Source organism: Marinobacter sp., assembly GCF_041686475.1.
Taxonomy (GTDB): Bacteria; Pseudomonadota; Gammaproteobacteria; order Pseudomonadales; family Oleiphilaceae; genus Marinobacter.
Map to the genome: position 1 here is coordinate 1 of NZ_JAWLDU010000034.1, position 23,386 is coordinate 23,386.

Here is a 23,386-nt window from a genome sequence, read left to right on the forward strand (position 1 = left end):
CACTAGGCTGTATGACGCCAGCAATAAACGGCGCCCTGACAAGGGCGTCCGGTGTAGGCCGTAAGCCGGAACGAACTACAACAACTTGTTAAGTGATTCCAGGCTGTCAGTTCCACCGTCCAGACGAACACACTTAGCAGACTCTAGCTCCCAACGGGCAGCGGACTTTGTATGGAGGTGAACAGAAACCCGCGATGCAACCGCTTCATCAAGCAAACCAGCAGGAATCCAAACCATTCCGCTGTCTCTCAGGCTATTGGGAACCGGACTCCCGCACCCTAAACAAAAATCGCGGCGTTAGCTGTCGCTCCAGTCACTTTTCGACACAACGAGCAGTGGCATTGATAGAAATTTCGAATCTCCTCTTCAATTTCTAACTTCACGTTTCCGCAGAGACATTCACTTTTCATCGATCATTCCTTCTGAGGACGCCAGGCTCGTGACAGAAGAGCCCGGACCGACTCATTGATCCCGGGCTTCAACGATCCACGTGTCCGAGCGAGCGTTCAGGGTCGATTTCGTCCCGCACCAATTGCTTGAGCACCTTGATCTCAGGAAATCCCCCTTGCTCCTTGCGAGACCAGATCCGCTTTTCATTAACCCACACCTCGAAAATCCCACCGCTTCCCGGATGCAATGCCAGCGAATCCAGTTCGCCTTCGAAGGTGGTCAGCAGTTCTTGTGCCATCCAGGCCGAACGAAGTAGCCAGCGGCACCCTGCGCAGTAATGAATATCAACTCTGTTTGCCATTGGGCTCGCCCATTAGTTCCCGAGTGTATCTGTTCGCAGTATAAGCTTGGAATTATGCTGGTGCCTTCGCCACTCCTAGCCTGTGCGTGAACTTACCCTAGTTCAAACTCCCCTCACTGGCTCATCTCGTCGCGGTAAAAAGTCCGCTTCCCAATGAAATCGTGGCCAGAACCCCGACGTATGTCGCCATAATGTGGCAGCTTAGCTAGACTAGAACGTCGAGAACACACTCAGGCTTGCAGCGTAGACGACTACTCTCACCGGAAGAACAAAAACTGACTGACGGTCATATTCCACCTGGCCGCAGATCGAACCGTCACAAGCCTTGGCACATATACGTCACAGGGAATTTTTGCCGGCCCAAACGCAAAAAAGGCAGATCAGTAAGTAACTGATCTGCCTTTCTTAAATATGGTAGCGGGGGCAGGATTCGAACCTACGACCTTCGGGTTATGAGCCCGACGAGCTACCAGACTGCTCCACCCCGCATCAACACTTTACTGCATAAACTGTTTGTTTCTCGGGGTAGCCCCCGATCAACGTGCGCGTATATTAAAGATACGCCGGGCGCCTGTCAATCGATATTTTCGAAGAGATCCGAAGGGTATGAGAGTTCATCGGTTATCCCTGTACTGATCATCCCAACCGCGTCAATGGCTTCCTGAACCGGCCGGAATGAGCGGCGGTGCTGGGTAGTCGCGCCAAGCCTGCCCAGAGCTTCCAGATGGACTGGCGTGGGATAGCCCTTATGGCTGGCGAATCCGTAGTCGGGATAGGCTTCGTGGAGCGCGGCCATTTCCCTGTCGCGGGTTACCTTGGCAAGTATGGACGCGGCGCTGATGGCTTCCACCCGGCTGTCGCCCTTGATGACCGGTTCGGACGGCCAGTGCCAGTCCGGGCACCGGTTGCCGTCCACCAGTACATACTCGGGCTGGATGTGAAGCCCTGCTACCGCCCGCCCCATGGCAACCATGGTGGCGCGGAAGATGTTGAGCTGATCGATCTCATCGGCCTCGCAGCGGCCAAGGCTCCAGGATGCCGCGTGTTCGATAATCTGTTCGTACAAGGCTTCCCGCCGCTTCTCCGTCAGTTTTTTGGAATCAGCCAGGCCCGGTATCGGTTTTTCCGGGTCCAGTATCACCGCCGCCGTTACCACCGCGCCCACCAGTGGGCCACGACCCACTTCATCCACACCGGCCAGAAGCCGGCCCTGATAGCGACACTGGAAAGGCGGTAACGGGCTTTTGCTCATGAATGCTTCCCCTCAATCAATGCTGAAACTGCGGCCGCAGCCTGTTCATCTGCGTTCTGCCGTAACTGTTCATGCAGGTCGGAGAAAGCTTCCGTGAGGCGGGCGCGCTCGTTCTCGTTCTCCAGGCGCTCAAGAACCGCCGCACCGAGGGCTTCCGGCGTAGCATCGTCCTGCAGCAGTTCCGGAACCAGGGATTCCCGGGCGAGCAGGTTGGGCAGGGCAACATGGGGAACCTTCACCAACCGTGATACCAGCGCATAACTGAAGCCGCTCAGGCGGTACCCCACGACCATGGGTTTTTTCAGAAGCATGGCTTCCAGTGTCGCGGTTCCGGATGCCAGCAGCACTACATCCGAGGATGCCATAACCTCTCGCGAGCGGCCCCGCACAATTGTCACCTCAAGCCTCACATCCAGAGCATCCACCAGCGCGCGGACTTGCTGCTCCCGCTCCCGGTTCACACAGGGAATGACCAGTTGCAGGTCCGGCCGCTTGCCCTGAATCCAGCGGGCAGCTTCAAGAAACAGGGTGCCCAGGCGCTCCACTTCCCCTCCCCGGCTTCCGGGCAGGATGGCCAGCACCGGCGCATCTTCGCGAAGACCAAACGCTTTACGGGCAGCGGCGGTATCCGGCGTCATCGGTATCCGGTCCGCCAGGGGGTGACCTACAAAGGCCACGGGTATGTTGTGTTCCTCATAAAACCGGGCTTCAAAAGGAAACAGTGTCAGCATGAGATTGACGGATTTGGCAATCTTGAAGATACGTTTCTGGCGCCAGGCCCAGACTGAAGGGCTTACATAATGAGCAGTGAGTATGCCGGCGTCTCGGCATCGCTTTTCAATGCCCAGAGTAAAGTCAGGGGAATCGATGCCAATGACCACATCCGGCGGGGTTGCCAAAAAATAGTCCATTAACCGGGCGCGAATGCTGAAAAGCTCGCGGATACGGCCAAGCACTTCCACCAGGCCCATTACCGAGAGCCGCTCCATGGGCACCAGTGAGTGAAAACCCTCAGCCACCATTTCCTCGCCGCCTATGCCTACGAAACGGGCATTAGGGTACCGGATACGCAGCGAACGGATCAGGCCTGCGCCGAGGATATCGCCGGAGGCTTCTCCGGCAATGATGGCAAAGGTGACTTTGCGGGCACTGACAACGGCTTCTTGGGGATGGTCCGTCACCGGGGTAGTCGCTCCCTGGTCAGCGGATAATACCGCGGTCTGCACGACGAAGGGATTCAATCAACGGCTGCACTTCGGGGATGTCGGAATAGGCTTTTTCCAGTTCCACAACCGCCTGTTCGGTGGTCAGGCCCTGGCGATAGATAACCTTGTAGGCACGGCGCAGAACCAGCAGGGCGTCTTTGCTGAAACCCCGTCGACGAAGACCTTCCACGTTCATTCCGAACGGCTGGGCTGATTGTCCGCTGGCCATTACGTAAGCGGGAATATCTTTGAGAACGATGCTGCCGCCAGCACTCATGCTGTGAATACCGATGTGGCAGAACTGGTGAACCATGGTACCGCCGCCAAGAATGGCAAAGTCACCCACAGAAACATGGCCCGCCAGCGTGGCACAGTTGGCCAGGATGGTGTTGTCTCCAATGACGCAGTCGTGGGCAACGTGAACGTAGGCCATCAGTAGGTTGCCATTGCCAATACTGGTCTCACCACGGTCCTGAACGGTGCCCCGGTGAATGGTGCAGTTTTCGCGGATGGTATTGTCGTCGCCAATAACCAGGGTGGTGGGCTCGCCTGCGTATTTTTTGTCCTGGCACTCCTCACCGATACTGGAGAACTGGAAAATGCGGTTGTTGCGACCGATTCTGGTGGGACCCTTGACCACCACATGGGACATGATCTCGGTTCCCTCACCGATCTCCACATCCGGACCAATATAGCTCCAGGGGCCGACAGTCACGTCGTCAGCCAATCTGGCAGACGGATCCACGATCGCCTGAGGATGGACTCCCGACCATTCTTTTGTCGCCATCAGACTTCTCTCTCAGCGGTCAGTATTTCTGCCACACAGACGACTTCGTCATCTACAAGTGCGCGGCACTCGAATTTGTAGATTCCACGTTTACCCGAGATCATCCGGGACTCCAGGCACAGCCTGTCACCCGGCACAACCGGGCGCTTGAAGCGTGCTTTACTGGAACCGGCGAGATATTGTACCACGCCATCAGATGGCCTCCGGCCAACCGTAAGAAAGCCGAGAATGCCGGAGATCTGCGCCATGGCTTCGATAATAAGCACGCCCGGCATAATGGGATTGTTCGGAAAGTGGCCGTTAAAAAACGGCTCGTTCAGGGAGATGTTTTTGTATCCCTTGATGAACTCCCCCTTTTCCGCCTCGGTCACCCGGTCAACCAGCAAAAACGGGTAACGATGGGGCAGGTATTCCATGATTTCTTTGATGGTCATAATCATCAGTAACGGCCTCAGCCTTCTAATTTCTTTTCCAATTCTTTTAGCCGACGCGCCATGGCATCCAGCTGACGAAAACGCACAGCATTCTTGCGCCACTGCCGGTTGGTGTCGGCACTGGTTCCAGACGAATACACGCCCGGCTCCCGGATATCACCGGTAACCAGGGTCATGCCTGTCAGGTGCACCTGATCAGCAATCTTCAGGTGGCCCGCCACGCCCGACGCGCCGCCAAAAACGCAGTGACTGCCAATATGGGTGCTGCCGGCAATACCAACCATTGCCGCCATGGCGCTGTGATCACCAATACTGACGTTGTGTGCAATCTGAATGAGATTATCGAGTTTTACACCATTGCCTATGATCGTGTCGTCGAGCGCACCGCGATCAATAGTGGTGTTCGCCCCTACCTCCACATCATCACCTAGGACAACCCGTCCCAACTGGGCAATCCGGTGCCAGGCACCTTTTTCGTTGGCAAATCCGAACCCGTCCGAGCCGATAACCGCACCACTGAGAATATGGCAGCGCTTGCCAAGCACAATGTCGTGGGCCAGGGTCGCCCGCGGACGCAACACTGATTGCTCGCCGATGGCGCAGCGGGCACCGACAATGCAACCCGCGCCAACGACAACGTTGTCGCCGACAACCGCTTCGGCATCAATGACGGCCAGGGGACCGATACTGGCGCTCCGGGAAACCTGCGCAGAGGGGTCTACCACCGCAGAAGAGTGCACACCGGGCTGCTGAACAGGCGCCGGGTCAAACCAGTGACTCAGGCAAGCATAACCAAGATAGGGGTTGTCCAGTAACAGGACATTGGTGGGACACTGATCTGCAACGGACGGAGAAACAATAACGGCTGACGCCCTGGTGTCTGCAAGATAACGAGCGTAGGACGGATTCGCCAGGAATGCCACCTGGCCCGGAACAGCCGCCTGAAGCGTGGCAAGCCCCCCGATCTCAGTATCGGGACTGCCCCTGAGTTCTGCCCCAAGCTCAGAGGCAATGTCGCCCAGCCGGTATGAACGCTTTGTCATTGTCAGCTCCACAAAGTTATTCCGGGCTGGCCTTTGTACGGCCCACCATGATCAGCGGTCCAGTTTCTCCAGTAATTCGTCGGTCAGATTCATGTCGGGTTTGACGTATACCACGGCCTCGCTGGGCAGAATCAGGTCAAGGTCATGCTCCTCCAGCAACTCCTTGACGGCAGCATCCACTTCCGGACGGGCGTCTTCAAGGAACTGCTGTTTGCGGTTTGCTACTGTTGAGTCCAACCGCTGCTTGAGGAAATTGAACTCCTTCACTTTCTCCTGGAACTCGGTGGTTATCTTCTCGCGTTCGGATTCGTTCATCATGGCACCGTCTTCCTCAAGGCGCTGCTGCAGCGTACGAGCGGCTTCCTGAGCCTCCCTGACATTGGCTTCCTCACCGGAAAAATCCTGCTGCATCTTTTCACTGAATGCTTTCGCATCGCTGGACGAGTACAGCGCCTGCCGCAAGTCGACAACCCCGATCCGGGTTTCAGCCGCCACCGACGTGGTTGCCATCATTGCAGCCAACATAACTGCTAGGGACAAACGGAACATGTTCTTTCTCCTGTGTTTCAATTTTTACCGCGTTTCCGTTCGCTCTCTGATCAGAATGTCTGCCCCAGGGAGAACTGGAATATCTGGGTATCGTCGCCACTCTTGTCGTTCAGAGGCTGGGCAAGGCTGAATGCCAGCGGGCCAACCGCCGTGATCCACTGGAATCCTACACCCGCAGACAACCGGACTTCATCCAGCGCGGGATCAAAGTTCCGGTCGGCGTCGAAGACCTGCCCCGCATCCACGAAGAACGCCGTTCGCATTGAGCGGGTATCCCCGGCAAAAGGCGTGGGGAAGATCAGCTCAAGGCTGCCCTCTGTGAGCAGGCTGCCACCGAAAGGATCCGGATCTGATTGATCTAAATCAGCACGCCTAGCTTTCGGACCCAGAGAGTTTGCCTCATAACCGCGCACCGAACCATAACCACCGGCAAAGAAGTGTTCGTAGAATGGCATCACCGAACGCCCGCTGTAACCGTCACCATAGCCGATTTCGGAACGTGCCCGGAAGACCCAGGTCTGGTTCTCATTGAACGGCTGATAAAACTCGTTTTTCTGGTTTATTTTATAAAATGTCAAATCACTGCCTGGAACAGCGATATCGGTGTTTAAAGAGATACTGTAACCGTCGGTTGGCAGGACGCCACGGTTCAGCGTACTGCGACGCCAGGAGCCGAAAAGGAAGAAATTGTTGAAGTCGTTACCTTCCTCATTCAGGAAGTCGATTACGTCCGGCGAAGTAAACGTCCCCGATCTGATCTTGGACAGTGTGTAACCAAGGCCGAAGTTGAGCCGGGTGACGTTGTCTGTCGGGTAACCGAAGGTCACCCGACCGCCGTACTCATCCAGCAGGTATGAGGAAATATCCTGCTCTTCAAAGTCGGTTTCGCGGGCAAATACGCTGAAGCCGCGGCTTACAGCGTCAACGGTGTAATACGGATCCTGGTAGGAGAAGTTGGCGCTCTTGATGGAATCGCTGACGTTGACGCCGAAGGACACTCGCTTGCCGCTGCCGAAGAAGTTGTTCTCGGATACATTGGCACCCAGGATAACGCCAGAGGCCTGGGAGAAGCCGACTGACGCAGACAGACTGCCTGTTGCCTGCTCTCTCACCGAGTAGTTCACGTCCACCATGTCATCGGTGCCGGGAACCGGGACGGTCTCCACATCTACCGTTTCGAAGAAGCCAAGCCGCTCGAGGCGGGTTTTCGAGAATTCGATCCGGTCGGTGGAGGCAACACCGCCCTCCATCTGGGTCATTTCCTGACGCAGCACATCGTCTCGCGTGGAAACATTGCCATCGAAATTGACGCGCCTGACATACGCCCGTTTGCCCGGCTCCACAAAGAAGGTGACGGATGCGGTGTCGTCTTCACCGGGTTCAGGCACGGCATTCACGTTGGCAAAGGCATAACCTTCGCGGCCCAGGCGCCTGGACAGGGCTTCGGAAATTGAGGTCATGCGGGAACGCGAGAACACGTCGCCCTCTTCAATGGGTATCAGTTCCCGCAGCTCCTCCTCATCCACGATGAGCTCGCCCCGCAGGTTGACCTCGGAAACCGTGTACTGGGGCCCTTCGTTCAGTGAGATCGCAATGAACACCTGCTTCTTGTCCGGTGAAATGGACACCTGGCTGGATTCCACGTTGAAGTCGATATAGCCGCGGTCCAGGTAAAAAGAGCGCAGGGATTCCAGATCACCACTCAGGCGCTCACGGGCGTATTTGTCGGAATTGGTGATGGAATTCCACCAGCTGCTGGTGCGCAGCTCAAAAAGATCCAGGAGGGTTTCGTCGTCGAAGGCTTCGTTGCCAACGATGTTGAGATGCTGGATGGCTGCTACGGTGCCTTCATTGATATCCAGGCTTATGGCGACCCGGTTTCGCGGGAGATCTTCAGCCGTTGCCTTTACCCGGGCGTTGTAACGCCCCTGGCTGATGTAGGAGCGGAGTATCTCCAGCTCGAGCCTTTCCAGGGTGGCGCGACGAAACACCTGGCCTTCCTGCAAACCGGCACCGGATAGCGCATCCATCAGCATGTCGGTTTCGATATTCTTGTTGCCGTCAATGTCGATGGAGGTAATCGACGGCCTCTCCTTGACGGTCAGAATCAGCACGCCACCATCACGGCTGGCCTCGATATCGGTAAACAGCCCGGTGCGAAACAGGTCCTTGATGGCGGAAGACAACTCCAGCTCATCAACCGGTTCCCCGATGGATACGGGAAATGCAGAGAATACCGTTCCTGCGGACACCCGCTGAAGGCCTTCCACCTCTATGTCGGATACGGTGAATTCATCAGCCAGAGCCGGTTTGATGGCGGAAGTGGCTACAGCCAAGCCTACAGCTAAACCCAGTAAAGAACGTCTCATTCAATAATTTCGCCTGTTGATGCGCGTAAGGAGTTCGCAATTCTCACAACCGCATCAGGTCGTTGTAAAGTGCAAACACCATTAATGTGAGGATCATTGCCATACCAATACGTAATCCAAAAGCCTGAGCCTGTTCGGAAAGCGGCTTTTTACGGATGGCTTCGATGGTGTAATAGACAATGTGCCCACCATCCAGAACCGGAACTGGCAACAGATTCAGCACCCCGAGGCTGACACTGAGGTAGGCAAGAAAACGTATAAAATCTTCAAAGCCGGAACTTACACTGGCTTCGGCTATCCTTGCAATGGTAATCGGGCCACTAAGGTTAGTGGGAGACAACAACCCCGTCACCATTTTTTTAATGGCAACCAGCGTCAACCTGGTGTCACCCCAGGTTTCAGACATGGCATTGGGGATTGCTGCCAGAGGCCCATAGCTGACATCACGCAGCACTTCGTCAGGCCAGGTGACTTCACTTACACCGGCTCCCACAAGCCCCGTCACCGTTCCGTCATCGGCCCTGTTTTCTGCCGGCGTTACAACAATATCCTGCTTGCTACCGTCCCTTTCTACCGTCAGCTCCAGAGGTGTTTCCGGGGCTTCGCGAATGAATGACACCAGCTCGAACCAGTCAGATACCGGCTCGCCATCAACAGCAAGCACCCGGTCTCCTGACTGCAGGCCTGCGGCCTCGGCCCTTCCCCCTGAGGCAATTTCACCCAGAACCGGCGGCACATCCGGCCGCCAGGGAGTAACACCGAATTCCGCCAGCGGGTTGGGATTCTCGTCACTGATGCGCCAACCTTCCAGGGAGCCGGTCAGGCCACCACGACTGCCATCGCGGGAGACATCGATGGTTACGTCTCCGAACTCACCGGTGCGCTCAAGCAGGCGCATGTTCACGTCGCGCCAGGACGTGACCCGGTGGCCATCGACTTCGTGGATTTCCATGCCCTCGGCAAGCCCTACGCGTTCGGCAACACTACCCTGGCTGACCTCTCCGACAATGGGCGCAACCGTGGTAAAACCGACAACACTCAGCAGCCAGTAGGCAAATATGGCAAAAAGGAAGTTGGCTATGGGCCCGGCGGCTGCAATGGCGATGCGTTTAGACGGAGGCTTGGAGTTGAAAGCCAGGTGTTTCTGGTCCTCGGGTACCGGCCCTTCCCGCTCATCCAGCATCTTTACGTAGCCGCCCAAGGGTATGGCGGCTACCGCAAACTCGGTGCCCTGGCGGTCGTACCAGGAGAATAATGGCTTGCCAAAACCCACCGAGAAACGCAGCACTTTCACCCCACAGCGCCGCGCCACCCAGAAGTGACCAAACTCGTGAAGGGTTACCAGTATGCCCAGCGTCAGTACCAGCGCCAGTATGGTTTCAACTATCTGCATAGTGTTCTCTATTGAGTTTTATCAGCCCGCCGGCCGGGCCCGCGTGTATCAGACAGCCAGTCCGAGAATCTGTTCCCGGGCCACAGTGCGGGCTTCGGCGTCCTTGGCGAAGATGGTATCGAAACTGTCTGCCGGCACAACCTCGGTGGCAGCCAGCGTTCGCTCAATGATAACGGGAATATCGGCAAAACCCAGTTTACCGGAAAGAAAGGCCGCCACCGCCTCCTCATTGGCGGCATTCAGCACGGCCGGTGCGGTTCCACCCTTGTCGAAAGCCTCGGCCGCGAGCCGGAGACAAGGGAAACGCTCAAGGTCGGGCCTTTCGAAATTGAACTGCCCGATACGGAACAGGTCGAGCGCTGGCACCCCTGCATCAATTCGCTCGGGCCAGGCCAGGCCGTTGGCAATCGGGGTTCGCATATCAGGGCTACCAAGCTGGGCCAGCACGGATCCATCGGCGTATTCCACCATTGAATGGATGATGCTTTCCGGGTGCACATGCACTTCGATCATGTCCGGCGTGGTATTGAACAGCCAGCAGGCCTCGATCAATTCCAGCCCTTTGTTCATTAACGTTGCCGAATCCACCGAGATTTTCTGGCCCATGGACCAGTTGGGATGGGCACAGGCCTCGGCAGGCAATACATGGCGAAGAGCCTCCGCAGTATGAGTGCGGAAGGGGCCGCCCGACGCCGTCAACAGAATTCGGGTAATGCCTGCACGGCCGGTATCGCGAATTCTGTCAGGGGGCATGCACTGGAAAATGGCATTGTGCTCGCTGTCGATCGGCAACACCTCGGCGCCGGAGGCGACAACCGCATCCATAAACAGCTTGCCGGACATTACCAGCGCTTCCTTGTTGGCCAGCAACACCCGCTTGCCGGCCCTCACTGCCGCCAGGGTCGGGGGCAGGCCCGCAGCCCCGACAATCGCGGCCATGACCGTATCCGGCGCAGCGTCTGCGGCGACCTGGTCCAGCGCGTCGTTGCCGCTGAGAACGGTGACGGAAGCCAGGTCTGAAAGAGCCACCGACAATGCCTTTGCTGCAGTTTCGTCCGCCATCACGGCGTAACGGGGGCGAAACTCGTGGCACAGTTCGGCCATACTCTCGACACTGGAACTGGCAGTGAGCGCGTGCACCGAAAAGCGGTCCGGGTGCCGGCGGATAACGTCCAGGGTATTCAGGCCGATGGAGCCTGTTGCACCGAGTATCGTTATGCATCGCTTCACGGGACTCACCATTGCCCTGCAGTCAGCCAGCCAAGCAGCGTAACAATCAGCGCAAATACCGGGATTGCCGCCGTCAAGCTGTCAACCCTGTCCATTATGCCACCATGCCCCGGTAACAGCTGGCTGCTGTCCTTGATGCCGCGGAAGCGTTTGAGCATGCTTTCCAGCAGGTCACCCAGTACCGAGACTGCTCCGGTCGCCAGGCTGGCAATGATCAGCAGAAGCGACTGCGCCGGCGTTGCTGAGGCCAGCATACTGATAATGACTGCAAACACGGCAACCGCCGCAAGGCCACCCCAGACCCCCGCCCAGGACTTGCCCGGGCTGACCCGCGGTGCAAGCTTGGCTTTACCGAAGGCACGGCCTGAGAAGTAGGCGCCGATGTCAGCTACCCACACCACACAGAAGACGTAGAGGATCACCAGCAGGCTGTTGCTGCTGTCGCCAAACTGGAACTCGCCGGTGCGTATATGGTTGAGCCCCACCCAGGCGGGAACCAGCACAAACAGCCCCATAATGGCCCGGGCAGGCACGCTGCCCCAGCGTTCCGAGCCGTTCGGATAGCTTCGCACCAGCAGCAAACACAGAATCCACCACACAAGCGCCAGCCAGAGTACCGCTACAGCCGGAACGTTCAGCAGGCCATAGAGCACCGCAGCAACCACCAGTGCATAGATGACACGGGCCACCGGCGACACCATGCCGGACATGTTCGCCCACTCCCAGGCACCAATGGTGATGATGGCACCTGTGAACAGGGCAAAGCCCAGCGGCGGCAGGAAGAAAATGCCGCCAATGGCGATGGGTGCCAGTATGAGCGCGGTAATAATACGGGTTTTAAGCACGGTATCGTTCGCTATCTTGTCGTTATTGTTCCGACGAAACACTGGCGATCTGGTCATCCGTCTGACCAAACCGGCGTTTTCGGCCCGCATACGCCTGGAGCGCCTGACTCATTTCCTGTTCACGGAAATCCGGCCAGTAAACAGGAGAAAAGTACAACTCGGTGTAAGCAAGGTGCCAGAGCATGAAATTACTGATGCGCTGCTCACCTGCCGTCCTGATCATCAAGTCCGGCATGGGCAGATCGCCAATGGAAAGGTGCTGCTGTATCAGGTCGTCGGTGATATCCGAAGGCGCCAGCTCACCCGTTCGCACCTTCTCTGCCACTTTGCGGCTGGCCTGGGTAATATCCCAGTGGCCACCGTAGTTTGCAGCGATAACAAGGGTCATCCGGGTGTTGTTGCGGGTGAGTTCTTCCGCGCGACTCATGTGTTCCTGGAGGTTCGCGCTGAACGCCGTGCGGTCACCGATGATACGCAGGCAAATATCGTTGCGATGAAGCTTTTTGACTTCCCGCTCCAGCGCAAACAGGAACAGGCGCATCAGGGCCGATACTTCGTCTTCCGGCCGGCGCCAGTTCTCGCTGGAGAACGCGAAAAGTGTCAGTACCTCTACCCCTTCCCGGGCACAGGTTTCCACCACCGATCTGACCGCTTTTACGCCGGCCTTGTGGCCGGCAACGCCTGCCAGTCGCCGGGCCTTGGCCCAGCGATTGTTTCCATCCATGATAATGGCCACATGCCGGGGGCGGCTGCCAGCCGAAACCGGAATCTCTGCGGATACACTTTCCGTCATGCAATCCCCTGTTCAGCCAACACCCGGCAAAGCCGCAGGTGCTGACTGATCACGTCGCTTGAATTGACCGGCTGCTCAGACAGCCATCAGATCCTCTTCCTTGGCCTTCAGCTGCTTTTCGATCTCGGCGATGTAGCGGTCGGTCAATTTCTGGATTTCCTCCTCACCGTAACGCTCTTCGTCTTCGTTGATTTCCTTTTCCTTCAGCAGCTCTTTCAGCGTGCTGTTGGCATCACGACGGGCGTTACGGACGGAAACCCGGCCATGCTCTGCATCGGCCTTGGCCTGCTTGACCATTTCCTTACGGGTCTCTTCCGTCAGCATCGGCATGGGAATGCGGATGACTTCACCATTGTTGGATGGGTTCAGGCCCAGATCCGACATCATGATGGCTTTCTCGATTTTCGGTAACAGCGGCTTTTCCCAGGGCGAAACAGCCAGTGTGCGGTTGTCTTCCACGTTCACGCTACAGACCTGCTTCAGCGGTGTCTCCTGGCCGTAATAATCAACCGTTACGCTATCCAGAATGGAGGGATGGGCGCGACCGGTACGGATCTTGTTAAAAGCCGAGTTCAGGGACTCAAGGCTTTTCTTCATCTTCTTTTCGGCATCAGCTTTAATATCGTCAATCACTGCAGCATCCTCGAATTCGTTGCTCAAAATTATTCAGTCAGATTACTCGATCAATGTGCCTTCAGATTCTCCGGTAACAATCCGGGTCAGCGCGCCGGCCCGGTTCATATCGAAGACCCGAAGGGGCATGCCATGATCCCGGGCAAGACAGATGGCTGTCAGGTCCATCACACCCAGTTTCTTGTCCAGCACCTGGTCGTACGTGAGGTGATCATACTTTTCTGCAGTCGGGTCCTTGTGGGGATCCGCAGAGTAGACACCATCGACCTTGGTGGCTTTCAGTACGGCATCTGCTTCGATCTCGATACCCCGAAGGCAAGCAGCTGAATCCGTTGTGAAAAAGGGATTCCCTGTGCCCGCACAGAAGATCACAACATCGCCGTCCTTCAGATCACGTACGGCACGGCGGCGGTCGTAATGCTCAACAATACCACTCATGGGGATGGCAGACATAACCCGGGTACGAATGTTGGAGCGCTCAAGGGCGTCCCTCATGGCCAGCCCGTTCATCACGGTTGCCAGCATCCCCATGTGGTCGCCTGTCACCCGGTCCATTCCGGCCGCGTTCAATGCAGCGCCACGGAACAGATTACCACCACCGATAACCAGCCCAACCTGGACACCAATGCCAATCAGGGAGCCAATATCCAGCGCCATACGATCAAGTACTTTGGGATCAATACCGAAATCATGCTCTCCCATCAGGGCTTCGCCACTGAGCTTGAGCAGAACACGTTTGTATCTGGGCTGGGTATTGGACGACTTCGGCATGAGGATCCCCTTCTGTGTGTCTGGCTTGATGTCTGGCAGGACAAGCTTCTCAGGCTTGTATCTGACATACTCCTCGGAAAAGGGGTATCTCAGATACAAGCCCGCCACGAGAGCCGGACTACTCCAGCCAACGTGGCAGACTCGAACGATGCCTCAGCCTGGCCTCGGCACCTGTCAGAAGGATCAGGACTTGCCGGTGCCAGCCGCAGCAGCGACCTCGGCCGCAAAATCCACTTCTTCCTTCTCAATACCTTCGCCAACTTCCAGACGAACAAAGCTGGCCAGATCGGCGCCGTTGTCTTTGATCAGCTGACCGACAGTCTGGTCAGGGTTCTTGACGAACGGTTGCTCGACCAGGCTGTTCTCAGCCAGGAACTTCTTGATGCGGCCGCCCATCATCTTCTCGACGATTTCAGCAGGCTTGCCTTCCATATCCGGCTGGGCCTTGATGACTGCTTTTTCTTTCTCAAGCTCATCGGCAGGCATGTCTTCCGGCTTGCCAACCCGCGGGTTAACAGCGGCAACATGCATGGCAACGTCCCGTGCAACTTCCGGGTCACCGGCAGTCAGGGCCACAACAGACGCAATCTTGTTGGTGCTGTGAACGTAAGCACCCACAACCGGGCCTTCCACGCGTACGATGCGACGAACAGTGATGTTCTCGCCGATCTTCTGAACCAGCGCTTCACGGTTGGCTTCCAGATCGCCTTCCATCAGCTTGGCAACATCGGTTTCGCCATTATCAAAGGCAACATTCAGAACGTCGTTAGCGAAGTTCAGGAAGTTGTCATCCCGGGCAACGAAGTCAGTCTCGGAGTTCACTTCCAGAATGTAGGCGACGGTGTTGTCGTCAGACACCCGGATCAATGAAACACCTTCAGCGGCTGTACGGCCCGCTTTCTTGGCAGCCTTCAGCCCTGAAGACTTGCGCAGTTCTTCAATAGCGGCATCAACGCTTCCGTCAGCTTCTACCAGTGCCTTCTTGCACTCCATCATGCCAAGGCCAGTGCGCTCACGGAGCTCTTTGACCATTGCAGCAGTAATTGCAGCCATGTTCATTCCTCTTAACTGTTCCAATCCAAATTCTGTACCGGTGTGCCCGGCGGTAAACCACAGGCACACCCTACAACCCGTTTACGGAGAACGTGTTACTCCGCGGCGGGAGCAGCACCTTCTGCGCCTTCGCTGACTTCAACAAACTCGTCAGCGCCGGCAGCGCCAGCCTGGGATGCTTCGAGGCAGGTGTCCGCAACGGCCTGCACGTAAATCTGGATCGCGCGGATGGCATCGTCGTTGCCCGGAATGACGTAATCGACGCCGTCCGGATCGCTGTTGGTATCAACAACACCAATTACAGGAATGCCCAGCTTGTTGGCTTCCTTGATGGCGATACGCTCGTGATCCACGTCGATCACGAACATGGCATCCGGCAGGCCGCCCATGTCCTTGATACCGCCAATGGAGCGCTCAAGGCGGTCCATTTCGCGAGTGCGGTCCAGGGCTTCTTTCTTGGTCAGCTTGTCGAAAGTGCCATCCTGGCTCTGTGCTTCCAGGTCGCGGTAGCGACGGATAGACTGGCGGATGGTCTTGTAGTTGGTCAGCATGCCGCCGAGCCAGCGATGATTCACGAAAGGCTGGTTGGAGCGCAGTGCTTCTTCCTTGATGATCTTGGCCGCCGCACGCTTGGTGCCAACGAACAGGATCTTGTTCTTGTTGCCTGCGAGGTTATGAACGAAATTCAGCGCATCGTTCATGGCAGGAACAGTCTGCTCAAGGTTGATGATATGAATCTTGTTACGGGCGCCGAAGATGAACTTCGACATTTTCGGGTTCCAGTAACGGGTCTGGTGACCGAAGTGAGCGCCTGCCTTCAGCAGGTCACGCATATTTACCTGAGCCATGATATTTACCTTTTTAGCTTCGGGTTAGTCCTCCACACGTCCGATTGACCCAACCTGAACCCGCTGCTGGTTATTTGAGCAACGGGAGCAGGCACCCTGGGACAACGTGCCGACGTGTGTGCGAATTTGCCGGATTTGTTTCCAGCGGGCGCGTTTATACCATAAATCGGCCGCCGGATTCCATTAATTTATAGCCCGGCCAAGGGGCCGGCAGCCGCCTCTTCCTTGTACCCGACCACACTCCCCCTTAAAATGCGTGGTTGATCCAAATCGACGGGAACCCCAATGCAGGTATCGATCAAGACTCCGGAAGAAATCGAAAAGATGCGTGTCGCCGGCCGCCTGGCGGCTGATGTTCTTGAAATGATCGGCGAATACGTCAAACCCGGCGTGACGACCGAGGAGCTGGACAACATCTGCCACAGCTACATGGTGAACGAGCAGCAGACCATTCCTGCACCGCTTAACTACAAGGGCTTCCCGAAATCAGTCTGCACGTCTGTGAACCATGTGGTCTGCCACGGCATCCCTTCGGAGAAGAAGGTCCTGAAGGAAGGCGATATTCTCAATATCGATGTCACCGTCATCAAGGACGGGTGGCATGGTGACACCAGCAAGATGTTCATTGTTGGTAAACCCAAGCCTGGCAGCGAGCGCCTGATCCAGATCACCCAAGAGTGCCTATATAAAGGAATCGAACTGGTGAAACCGGGCACCCGGCTCGGCGACATCGGCCACGTTATCCAGCACCACGCAGAGAAGCACCGGTATTCCGTGGTGCGGGATTACTGTGGTCACGGCATCGGCCAGGTCTTCCATGAAGACCCACAAGTGATGCATTACGGCAAACCGGGCACCGGTATGGAGTTGCAGGAAGGCATGACATTTACCATCGAGCCGATGATCAATCAGGGCAAGTATCACACCAAACTGCTACCGGACGGATGGACGGTTGTCACCAAGGACCACAAGCTCTCGGCGCAATGGGAGCACACCATTCTGGTGACGGCAGACGGCCACGACGTTCTGACCAGGCGCACGGAAGAGTCTTTCTAGGTGGACTTAAGCGAACTGGAAGCCAGGATCAGTAACGACACCTCTCCTGTCAGGGCTGCCCGGGAGCTGCTGAAGGAACGCTACAACGCCGATGCAGAAGCGTTCAGGCAGGGAGCGGATGTCCGTGCCCTGGTGCATTCCAGATCAGGCACGCTGGATACGGTTCTGGCGTTGATCTGGAACCGTTATGCGTTTGCGTCTTCCCCGGACATTTCTCTCGTCGCCGTTGGTGGCTATGGTCGCGGCGAGCTTCACCCCCAGTCCGACATTGACCTGCTTATTCTCACCCGCAACGGTATTGAAGAAAGCTGGCAGGAAGATCTGGGCGCCTTTGTTACCCTGCTCTGGGATCTGAAACTGGACATCGGCCACAGCGTCCGCAGCATCGAAGAGAGCATGAATGCGGCCCGAAAAGATGTCACCATTCTGACCAACCTGCTTGAAACCCGCACCATTGCCGGTCCGGACGAACTGCGTGACGCGCTCAGCCATCAGGTTTATTCCGACGCCATCAGTTCCGACCGCGACTACTTCATAGCCAAACGGGAAGAGCAGAAACGTCGCCATGCCAAGTACGGCGACACCGAGTACAACCTGGAACCCAATGTAAAGGGCTCTCCGGGGGCGCTGCGGGATATCCAGACCATCGGCTGGATTACCAAGCGGCACTTTGGCCTGCAGAACATCGCCGACCTGACCCGATTCAGCATACTGACCGAAGAAGAACACCAGATTCTGCTGCAGGGTGAGACTTTCCTGTGGCGGCTGAGGTATGGCCTGCAACTGATCGCTGACCGCAATGAAAACCGACTGCTGTTCGATCACCAACGCGCCCTCGCCGAAATGCTGGGTTACCGGGATGAGGGCAAGCGGCTTGGCGTCGAGCTGATGATGCAGTCCTACTACCGGACGGTACTGGCGCTGGCCGAGCTGACCGATGTGATCCTGCAGTATTACGACGAAGCTATCCTTGGTGCCGGCAGCGACGATGACATACTGCCCCTGAACAAACGCTTCCAGATCCGCAACTTCTATATTGAAGCGGTCAACAACCAGGTGTTTGCCTACGCCCCCTACGCCATCATGGAAATTTTCGTGCTGATGGCGCAGCACCCCGAGATCAAGGGCATCCGGGCCACCACGATTCGCTCCCTGCGGGCGCACCGGCACCTGATTGACGATGCCTTCCGCTCGGATCTGGCGGTTACGTCCCTGTTCATGGAACTACTGCGGACGCCTCACGCTCTCGACCAGACCCTGTCTGCAATGAAGAAATACAACGTGCTGGGCCGTTACCTGCCGGAGTTTGGCCAGATAATCGGCCAGATGCAGCACGACCTGTTCCACATCTACACGGTGGACGCCCATACCATGCGGGTGATCCGTAACATGGTGCGGCTGGACAGCGCTGAAGCACGTAACGATTACCCCCTGGCCTCGCGGCTGATTCACCGGTTGCCCAAGCTGGAAACGCTTTATATTGCCGGCCTCTACCACGATGTGGCCAAGGGCCGCGGAGGCGACCATTCAGAGTTGGGTGCGATCGACGTGGAGGACTTCTGCCAGCGGCACCATCTCAGCGAGCGGGATACCCAACTGGCCTCCTGGCTGGTGGAAAACCACCTGTTAATGTCGATGACAGCCCAGCGCAAGGACATTTCAGACCCGGACATCATTCACGGGTTTGCTCGCTCGGTACCCAGCCAGGTGCACCTGGACTATCTCTATGTGCTGACGGTGTGCGACATCAGTGCCACCAACCCGAAACTCTGGAATACCTGGCGGGCGTCGCTGCTGCGTCAGCTATACATTGAAACCAAGCGGGCCCTGAGGCGCGGCTCGGAAACACCGGTGGACCGCCAGGAATGGGTGCGGGCCACCCAGTCCGAGGCGCGGGAGATTCTCCACGCCCAGAACATGACCGACGAACAGATCGACCGAATCTGGGAAACCCTGGACGAAGACTACTTCCTGCAGGATTCCACGGTGGATATCGCCTGGCAGACCGCCGCCATAATCCGCCACGGCGACGATCCCGACCCGCTGGTACTGATTCGCGACACCCGCGGCGGGCCCACGGACGGCTATTCCCAGATCATCATCTACATGAGTGACCGCATCGATCTTTTTGCTGCCACGACAGCGGTGCTGGAACAGCTCAACCTCAACATCGTTGATGCCCGCATCAGCTCCAGCGAAGGCCCCTTTTCCATCAGTTCCTATATTGTGCTGGATGACAAGGGCAAACCCCTGGGGATCGATCCCGCAAGAAAAGACCGGGTGCGCAGGCGGCTGATCGAGGAACTGGACGATCCGGAGGATTACCCGGACATCATCCACCGGCGCACTCCCCGGCAGCTCAAGCACTTTGCCTTCCCCACGGAGGTAACCTTCTCCAATGACACCATCAACCAGCGTACGGTGATGGAAGTGGTTACCCCGGACCGCCCCGGCCTGCTGGCACGCGTTGGACTGGTGTTGCTGGAACACCGCGTACGGCTCACCAACGCCAAGATAGCCACCCTGGGCGAGCGGGTTGAAGACGTTTTCTTTGTAACCGACGAGCATGGCGAGCAGATCAGTGATCCTGCTGTCTGCCTGGCTCTGCAGCAGGACCTATGCCAAATGCTGGACGACACCCAATGAACCCGGACCTGGACAGACTGCATCCCTATCCGTTCGAAAAACTGACCCGGCTGAAGGCTGGCATCAGCGTTCCCCGGGACCTGACACCCATCTCCCTGGGCATCGGTGAACCCAAGCATCCGTCGCCGGAATTCGTAAAACAGGTGATTGCGGATAACCTGGACAAGCTCGCCAACTACCCCACGACCAGGGGCACCGACGAGCTGCGCCAGGCTATCGCAGACTGGGCGGCCCAACGCTTTGATCTGGCCCCCGGCACACTGACACCGGAACACCATATTGTGCCCGTCAACGGCACCCGGGAAGGCATCTTCTCGCTGGTTCAGTCGGTGGTGGATTCCAGCGGGCCTGCCACGGTTGTGAGCCCCAATCCGTTTTACCAGGTTTACGAGGGCGCGGCGTTCCTCGCAGGCGCAACGCCCCATTACCTGCCCTGCGATGCCGACAACAATTTCATCCCGGACTTTGACAGCGTGCCGGATTCGGTATGGCAAGACTGCCAGGTGCTGTTCCTGTGCTCTCCGGGCAACCCCAGCGGCTCGGTGATCCCCCGGGAAACCCTGGCACGGGTTATCGAACTGGCAGACAGGCACGATTTCATCGTCGCCTCCGACGAGTGCTATTCCGAGCTGTACCCCGATGAAAACCGGCCACCGGAAGGACTGTTGCAGACCTGCGCCGCCATCGGCCGTAACGATTTTGCCCGCTGCATTGTGTTCCACAGCCTGTCAAAACGCAGCAACCTGCCGGGCCTGCGCTCCGGCTTCGTGGCCGGCGACGCCGATATCCTCAAAGGCTACCTCAAGTACCGCACCTATCATGGCTGCGCCATGCCCATTCATAACCAGTTGGCGAGCATCGGCGCCTGGAGCGACGAAGACCATGTGCGGGAGAACCGCGCCGCCTACCGCGCCAAGTTCGAAGCCGTGGTACCCATCCTGCGGGAAGTGATGAACGTCGACTTTCCCGATGCCGGTTTCTACCTCTGGCCGGAAACCCCGATGGACGACGAAACCTTCGCAAGGGAACTGTCGGCACAGCAGAACGTTCACGTGTTGCCGGGCCGCTACCTGTCCCGCACGGTTGACGGCCACAACCCCGGTGAGAACCGGGTGCGCATGGCACTGGTCGCCCCAGTGGCGGAATGCGTTGAGGCGGCAAAACGCATAGTAACCTTTGTGAAAGAGAACAAGGCATGAAACTTTACGGCATCAGGAATTGTGACACCGTCAAGAAAGCCCGGAAATGGCTGGACGACGCCGGAATCGACTACGAATTCCATGATTTTAAAAAGGACGGTCTGGATGCCGGGCAACTGGGCCACTGGGAACAGTCAGCCGGCTGGGAAGTGCTTCTGAACCGCCGCGGTACAACCTGGCGCAAACTTCCGGACGAGGTTCGTGATAATATTAGCGCCCAATCCGCCCATCGTCTGATGCTCGACAATCCGTCCATCATCAAGCGCCCCGTGGTTGAGCACGGAGACACCGTCAGCGTCGGGTTCAATGCCGACGAATGGGCCGAACGATTCAAACACTGAGAACCAGGAGCACATCAATGAGTTTTGCATTCGGAATTGGTATCGGCACCCAGAACAACCAGGGCGAGTGGCTGGAAGTGTTTTACCAGCAGCCGGTCATCACCCCCGATAACGGCCTCATCGAAGTGGCTCGCAACGTCCTGGAATACCAGGGTGGGAACCAGGCGATATCGGTAACACCCGACCAGCTCAAGGCACTCTCGGACGGCCTGCGCCAGCTTGGCCAGATCGAACAGTCAACACTGGCAGGCAAAGCGGCCGACAGCCGGCGCCCTGTTGTGGTTACCCTGCTGGATACCGACGATACCGCTTCCAGCACCCCGGAGGTCTACCTCAAGCTGCACCTGATCTCCAGCCGCCAGGCCAGACCTCATGAACTGAAACTGGACGGCATTTTCGGACTGCTGCCCAACCTGGCGTGGACCAGCGAAGGCGCCGTCGACCTGAACGAACTGCCGGAACGCCAGCTCAAGGCGCGCATCGAAGGCCGCACCCTGGAAGTGAAGTCCGTGGACAAGTTCCCGCAGATGACCGATTACGTGGTACCGAAAGGGGTTCGCATCGCCGATACGGCCCGTGTTCGCCTGGGCGCTTACGTAGGTGAAGGCACCACGGTCATGCACGAAGGCTTTATCAACTTCAATGCCGGCACCGAAGGCACCAGCATGATTGAAGGCCGCATCTCTGCCGGCGTAATCATTGGCAAGGGCTCTGACCTGGGCGGCGGCTGCTCCACCATGGGCACCCTCTCCGGTGGCGGCAACATCATCATTTCCGTGGGTGAGAACTGCCTGATCGGCGCCAACGCCGGTATCGGTATCCCGCTCGGGGACCGCTGCAAAGTGGAAGCCGGTCTGTACATCACCGCCGGCACCAAGGTGGCTCTGCTGGACGACAATAACGAGCTGGTTGAAGTCATCAAGGCGCGCGACCTGGCCAACAAGCCGGACTTGCTGTTCCGCCGTAACAGCCAGACTGGCGCGGTTGAATGCAAAACCAACAAGACCGCCATCGAGCTGAACGAAGAGCTGCATGCAAACAACTAATTACTCTTCCCTTTCCGCCACCCTGGAACTGGCCGTCGACCTGATCCGCCGGCCATCCGTTACTCCGGACGACGCCGGCTGCCAGGAGCTGATGATGTCGCGGCTGGCGGCCCTGGGCTTCAAAGGTGAGGATCTGCGGTTTGGCGACACCGACAACCTCTGGGCCCGCAAGGGCACGGAGGGTCCGCTGCTGGCCTTCGCCGGCCATACCGATGTTGTTCCTACAGGCCCGGAAAAGAACTGGCGTCATCCTCCGTTCGCTGCGGTCATTGACGATGGTTACCTCCACGGCCGGGGCGCCGCCGATATGAAAGGCAGCCTGGCGGCGTTCGTGACTGCCTGCGAGCGCTTTGTGGAAAAGTATCCGGATCACCGGGGCTCCATCGCCCTGCTGATTACCAGCGACGAAGAGGGCCCTGCCCAGCACGGCACCGTGAAAGTCGTGGAAACCCTGGAAGCCAGAAACGAGAAGATCGACTGGTGCCTGATCGGCGAGCCGTCAAGTACCCGGGAAGTGGGCGACGTGATCAAGAACGGCCGCCGGGGTTCACTCCATGGCTACCTGACCGTACACGGCACCCAGGGCCATGTGGCCTATCCCCATCTGGCGGAAAATCCGGTTCACACGGTGGCCCCGGCGCTGGATGCACTGGCGAAGGAATTCTGGGATAACGGCAATGATTTCTTTCCGCCCACCACCTTCCAGATCACCAGAATCGAGGCTGGCACCGGCAGCAACATCATCCCCGGTGAATGCCTGGTGCACTTCAACTTCCGCTACTGCACGGAAAACACGGCAGAAAGTCTGGAAGAGCGTGTGGTCGCCATCCTCGACCGCCAGGAACTGACGTATGACCTGGATTGGCACCTGAGTGGCCGTCCATTCCTGACCGACCAGGGCGCGCTGGTGTCAGCCGCTCAGAATGCCATCCGCACGGTCACCGGTCGGGAAACGGAGCTTTCCACCTCCGGCGGCACCTCGGACGGGCGTTTCATCGCGCCTACGGGGGCGCAGGTTCTGGAACTCGGACCCATCAACGCCACCATCCACAAGGTGAATGAGTGCGTGAAGGCCGCAGACCTGGATACGTTATCCGAGATTTACGAGCAGGTTCTCGTGGAGCTGCTGGCCTGATCTGTAA

Annotated in this window: 22 protein-coding genes and 1 tRNA gene; 6 read left to right on the plus strand and 17 right to left on the minus strand. The window is 57.5% G+C overall.

The features are described from left to right. Positions 1–478 precede the first annotated feature (478 nt). The 17 genes from ACESMB_RS09455 to rpsB all read right to left on the minus strand — a co-directional run bounded on the left by ACESMB_RS09455 (position 479) and on the right by rpsB (position 15,956). Positions 479–751: a SelT/SelW/SelH family protein gene (locus ACESMB_RS09455; protein WP_372971400.1), complete on the minus strand. Its 273-nt coding sequence runs from the start codon at positions 749–751 to the stop codon at positions 479–481. Between the two features lie 412 nt (positions 752–1,163). Continuing rightward, a tRNA-Met gene (locus ACESMB_RS09460) sits at positions 1,164–1,240 on the minus strand. Between the two features lie 85 nt (positions 1,241–1,325). Further along, a complete protein-coding gene (rnhB, locus tag ACESMB_RS09465) occupies positions 1,326–2,003 on the minus strand; it encodes a ribonuclease HII (RefSeq protein WP_372971401.1) in 678 nt (225 codons plus the stop codon). Next, a complete protein-coding gene (gene lpxB, locus ACESMB_RS09470) occupies positions 2,000–3,184 on the minus strand; it encodes a lipid-A-disaccharide synthase (RefSeq protein WP_372926777.1) in 1,185 nt (394 codons plus the stop codon). Before lpxB ends, rnhB begins: the two co-directional genes overlap by 4 nt. A gap of 19 nt (positions 3,185–3,203) precedes the next feature. Beyond that, on the minus strand, positions 3,204–3,995 hold the full coding sequence (lpxA, locus tag ACESMB_RS09475) for an acyl-ACP--UDP-N-acetylglucosamine O-acyltransferase (RefSeq protein WP_372926772.1): 792 nt from the start codon (positions 3,993–3,995) through the stop codon (positions 3,204–3,206). Next, positions 3,995–4,432 carry a 3-hydroxyacyl-ACP dehydratase FabZ gene (gene fabZ / locus ACESMB_RS09480; protein WP_372926776.1) on the minus strand — a complete coding sequence of 146 codons (438 nt, stop codon included), beginning with the start codon at positions 4,430–4,432 and terminating at the stop codon, positions 3,995–3,997. The genes lpxA and fabZ overlap by 1 nt, the downstream gene beginning before the upstream one ends. A 14-nt stretch (positions 4,433–4,446) precedes the next feature. Further along, positions 4,447–5,472, minus strand: a complete 1,026-nt coding sequence (lpxD, locus tag ACESMB_RS09485) for a UDP-3-O-(3-hydroxymyristoyl)glucosamine N-acyltransferase (protein ID WP_372926771.1) — start codon at positions 5,470–5,472, stop codon at positions 4,447–4,449. Positions 5,473–5,523: 51 nt separating this feature from the next. Further along, positions 5,524–6,021, minus strand: a complete 498-nt coding sequence (locus tag ACESMB_RS09490) for an OmpH family outer membrane protein (protein ID WP_372926770.1) — start codon at positions 6,019–6,021, stop codon at positions 5,524–5,526. A gap of 50 nt (positions 6,022–6,071) precedes the next feature. After that, entirely contained in the window at positions 6,072–8,390 is a 2,319-nt protein-coding gene (gene bamA, locus ACESMB_RS09495; protein WP_372971402.1) for an outer membrane protein assembly factor BamA, read from the minus strand. Between the two features lie 43 nt (positions 8,391–8,433). Then, positions 8,434–9,783, minus strand: coding sequence for an RIP metalloprotease RseP (rseP, locus tag ACESMB_RS09500; RefSeq protein WP_372926768.1), 1,350 nt, complete (start codon positions 9,781–9,783; stop codon positions 8,434–8,436). 48 nt (positions 9,784–9,831) lie between these two features. After that, positions 9,832–11,025, minus strand: coding sequence for a 1-deoxy-D-xylulose-5-phosphate reductoisomerase (ispC, locus tag ACESMB_RS09505; protein WP_372971403.1), 1,194 nt, complete (start codon positions 11,023–11,025; stop codon positions 9,832–9,834). After that, on the minus strand, positions 11,019–11,858 hold the full coding sequence (locus ACESMB_RS09510) for a phosphatidate cytidylyltransferase (RefSeq protein ID WP_372926775.1): 840 nt from the start codon (positions 11,856–11,858) through the stop codon (positions 11,019–11,021). Before ACESMB_RS09510 ends, ispC begins: the two co-directional genes overlap by 7 nt. A 22-nt stretch (positions 11,859–11,880) precedes the next feature. Then, positions 11,881–12,651 (minus strand): polyprenyl diphosphate synthase, encoded by a 771-nt coding sequence (gene uppS / locus ACESMB_RS09515; protein WP_372926766.1) that lies wholly within the window; start codon positions 12,649–12,651, stop codon positions 11,881–11,883. A 75-nt stretch (positions 12,652–12,726) separates the two neighbouring features. Next, positions 12,727–13,284, minus strand: coding sequence for a ribosome recycling factor (gene frr, locus ACESMB_RS09520; RefSeq protein ID WP_372926765.1), 558 nt, complete (start codon positions 13,282–13,284; stop codon positions 12,727–12,729). Between the two features lie 42 nt (positions 13,285–13,326). After that, positions 13,327–14,055 (minus strand): UMP kinase, encoded by a 729-nt coding sequence (gene pyrH / locus ACESMB_RS09525; protein ID WP_372926764.1) that lies wholly within the window; start codon positions 14,053–14,055, stop codon positions 13,327–13,329. 183 nt (positions 14,056–14,238) lie between these two features. Beyond that, positions 14,239–15,108, minus strand: a complete 870-nt coding sequence (gene tsf / locus ACESMB_RS09530) for a translation elongation factor Ts (protein WP_372971404.1) — start codon at positions 15,106–15,108, stop codon at positions 14,239–14,241. Between the two features lie 95 nt (positions 15,109–15,203). After that, on the minus strand, positions 15,204–15,956 hold the full coding sequence (gene rpsB / locus ACESMB_RS09535; protein ID WP_372926762.1) for a 30S ribosomal protein S2: 753 nt from the start codon (positions 15,954–15,956) through the stop codon (positions 15,204–15,206). 285 nt (positions 15,957–16,241) lie between these two features. On the opposite strand from rpsB, the gene map reads away from it, so the two are divergent. Genes map through dapE form a run of 6 tightly spaced genes read left to right on the plus strand, consistent with a single transcriptional unit; the run spans position 16,242 to position 23,379 of the window. Further along, a complete protein-coding gene (gene map, locus ACESMB_RS09540) occupies positions 16,242–17,012 on the plus strand; it encodes a type I methionyl aminopeptidase (protein WP_372926761.1) in 771 nt (256 codons plus the stop codon). Next, a complete protein-coding gene (locus ACESMB_RS09545) occupies positions 17,013–19,658 on the plus strand; it encodes a [protein-PII] uridylyltransferase (RefSeq protein ID WP_372926760.1) in 2,646 nt (881 codons plus the stop codon). It begins immediately after the preceding gene. Further along, positions 19,655–20,857 (plus strand): succinyldiaminopimelate transaminase, encoded by a 1,203-nt coding sequence (gene dapC / locus ACESMB_RS09550; protein ID WP_372926759.1) that lies wholly within the window; start codon positions 19,655–19,657, stop codon positions 20,855–20,857. Before ACESMB_RS09545 ends, dapC begins: the two co-directional genes overlap by 4 nt. Continuing rightward, complete coding sequence (locus ACESMB_RS09555) at positions 20,854–21,198, plus strand: ArsC family reductase (protein ID WP_372926758.1); 345 nt, start codon at positions 20,854–20,856, stop codon at positions 21,196–21,198. Before dapC ends, ACESMB_RS09555 begins: the two co-directional genes overlap by 4 nt. 17 nt (positions 21,199–21,215) lie before the next feature. After that, a complete protein-coding gene (gene dapD, locus ACESMB_RS09560) occupies positions 21,216–22,244 on the plus strand; it encodes a 2,3,4,5-tetrahydropyridine-2,6-dicarboxylate N-succinyltransferase (protein WP_372971405.1) in 1,029 nt (342 codons plus the stop codon). Then, positions 22,231–23,379 carry a succinyl-diaminopimelate desuccinylase gene (dapE, locus tag ACESMB_RS09565; RefSeq protein ID WP_372971406.1) on the plus strand — a complete coding sequence of 383 codons (1,149 nt, stop codon included), beginning with the start codon at positions 22,231–22,233 and terminating at the stop codon, positions 23,377–23,379. The genes dapD and dapE overlap by 14 nt, the downstream gene beginning before the upstream one ends. Positions 23,380–23,386: the final 7 nt, after the last annotated feature.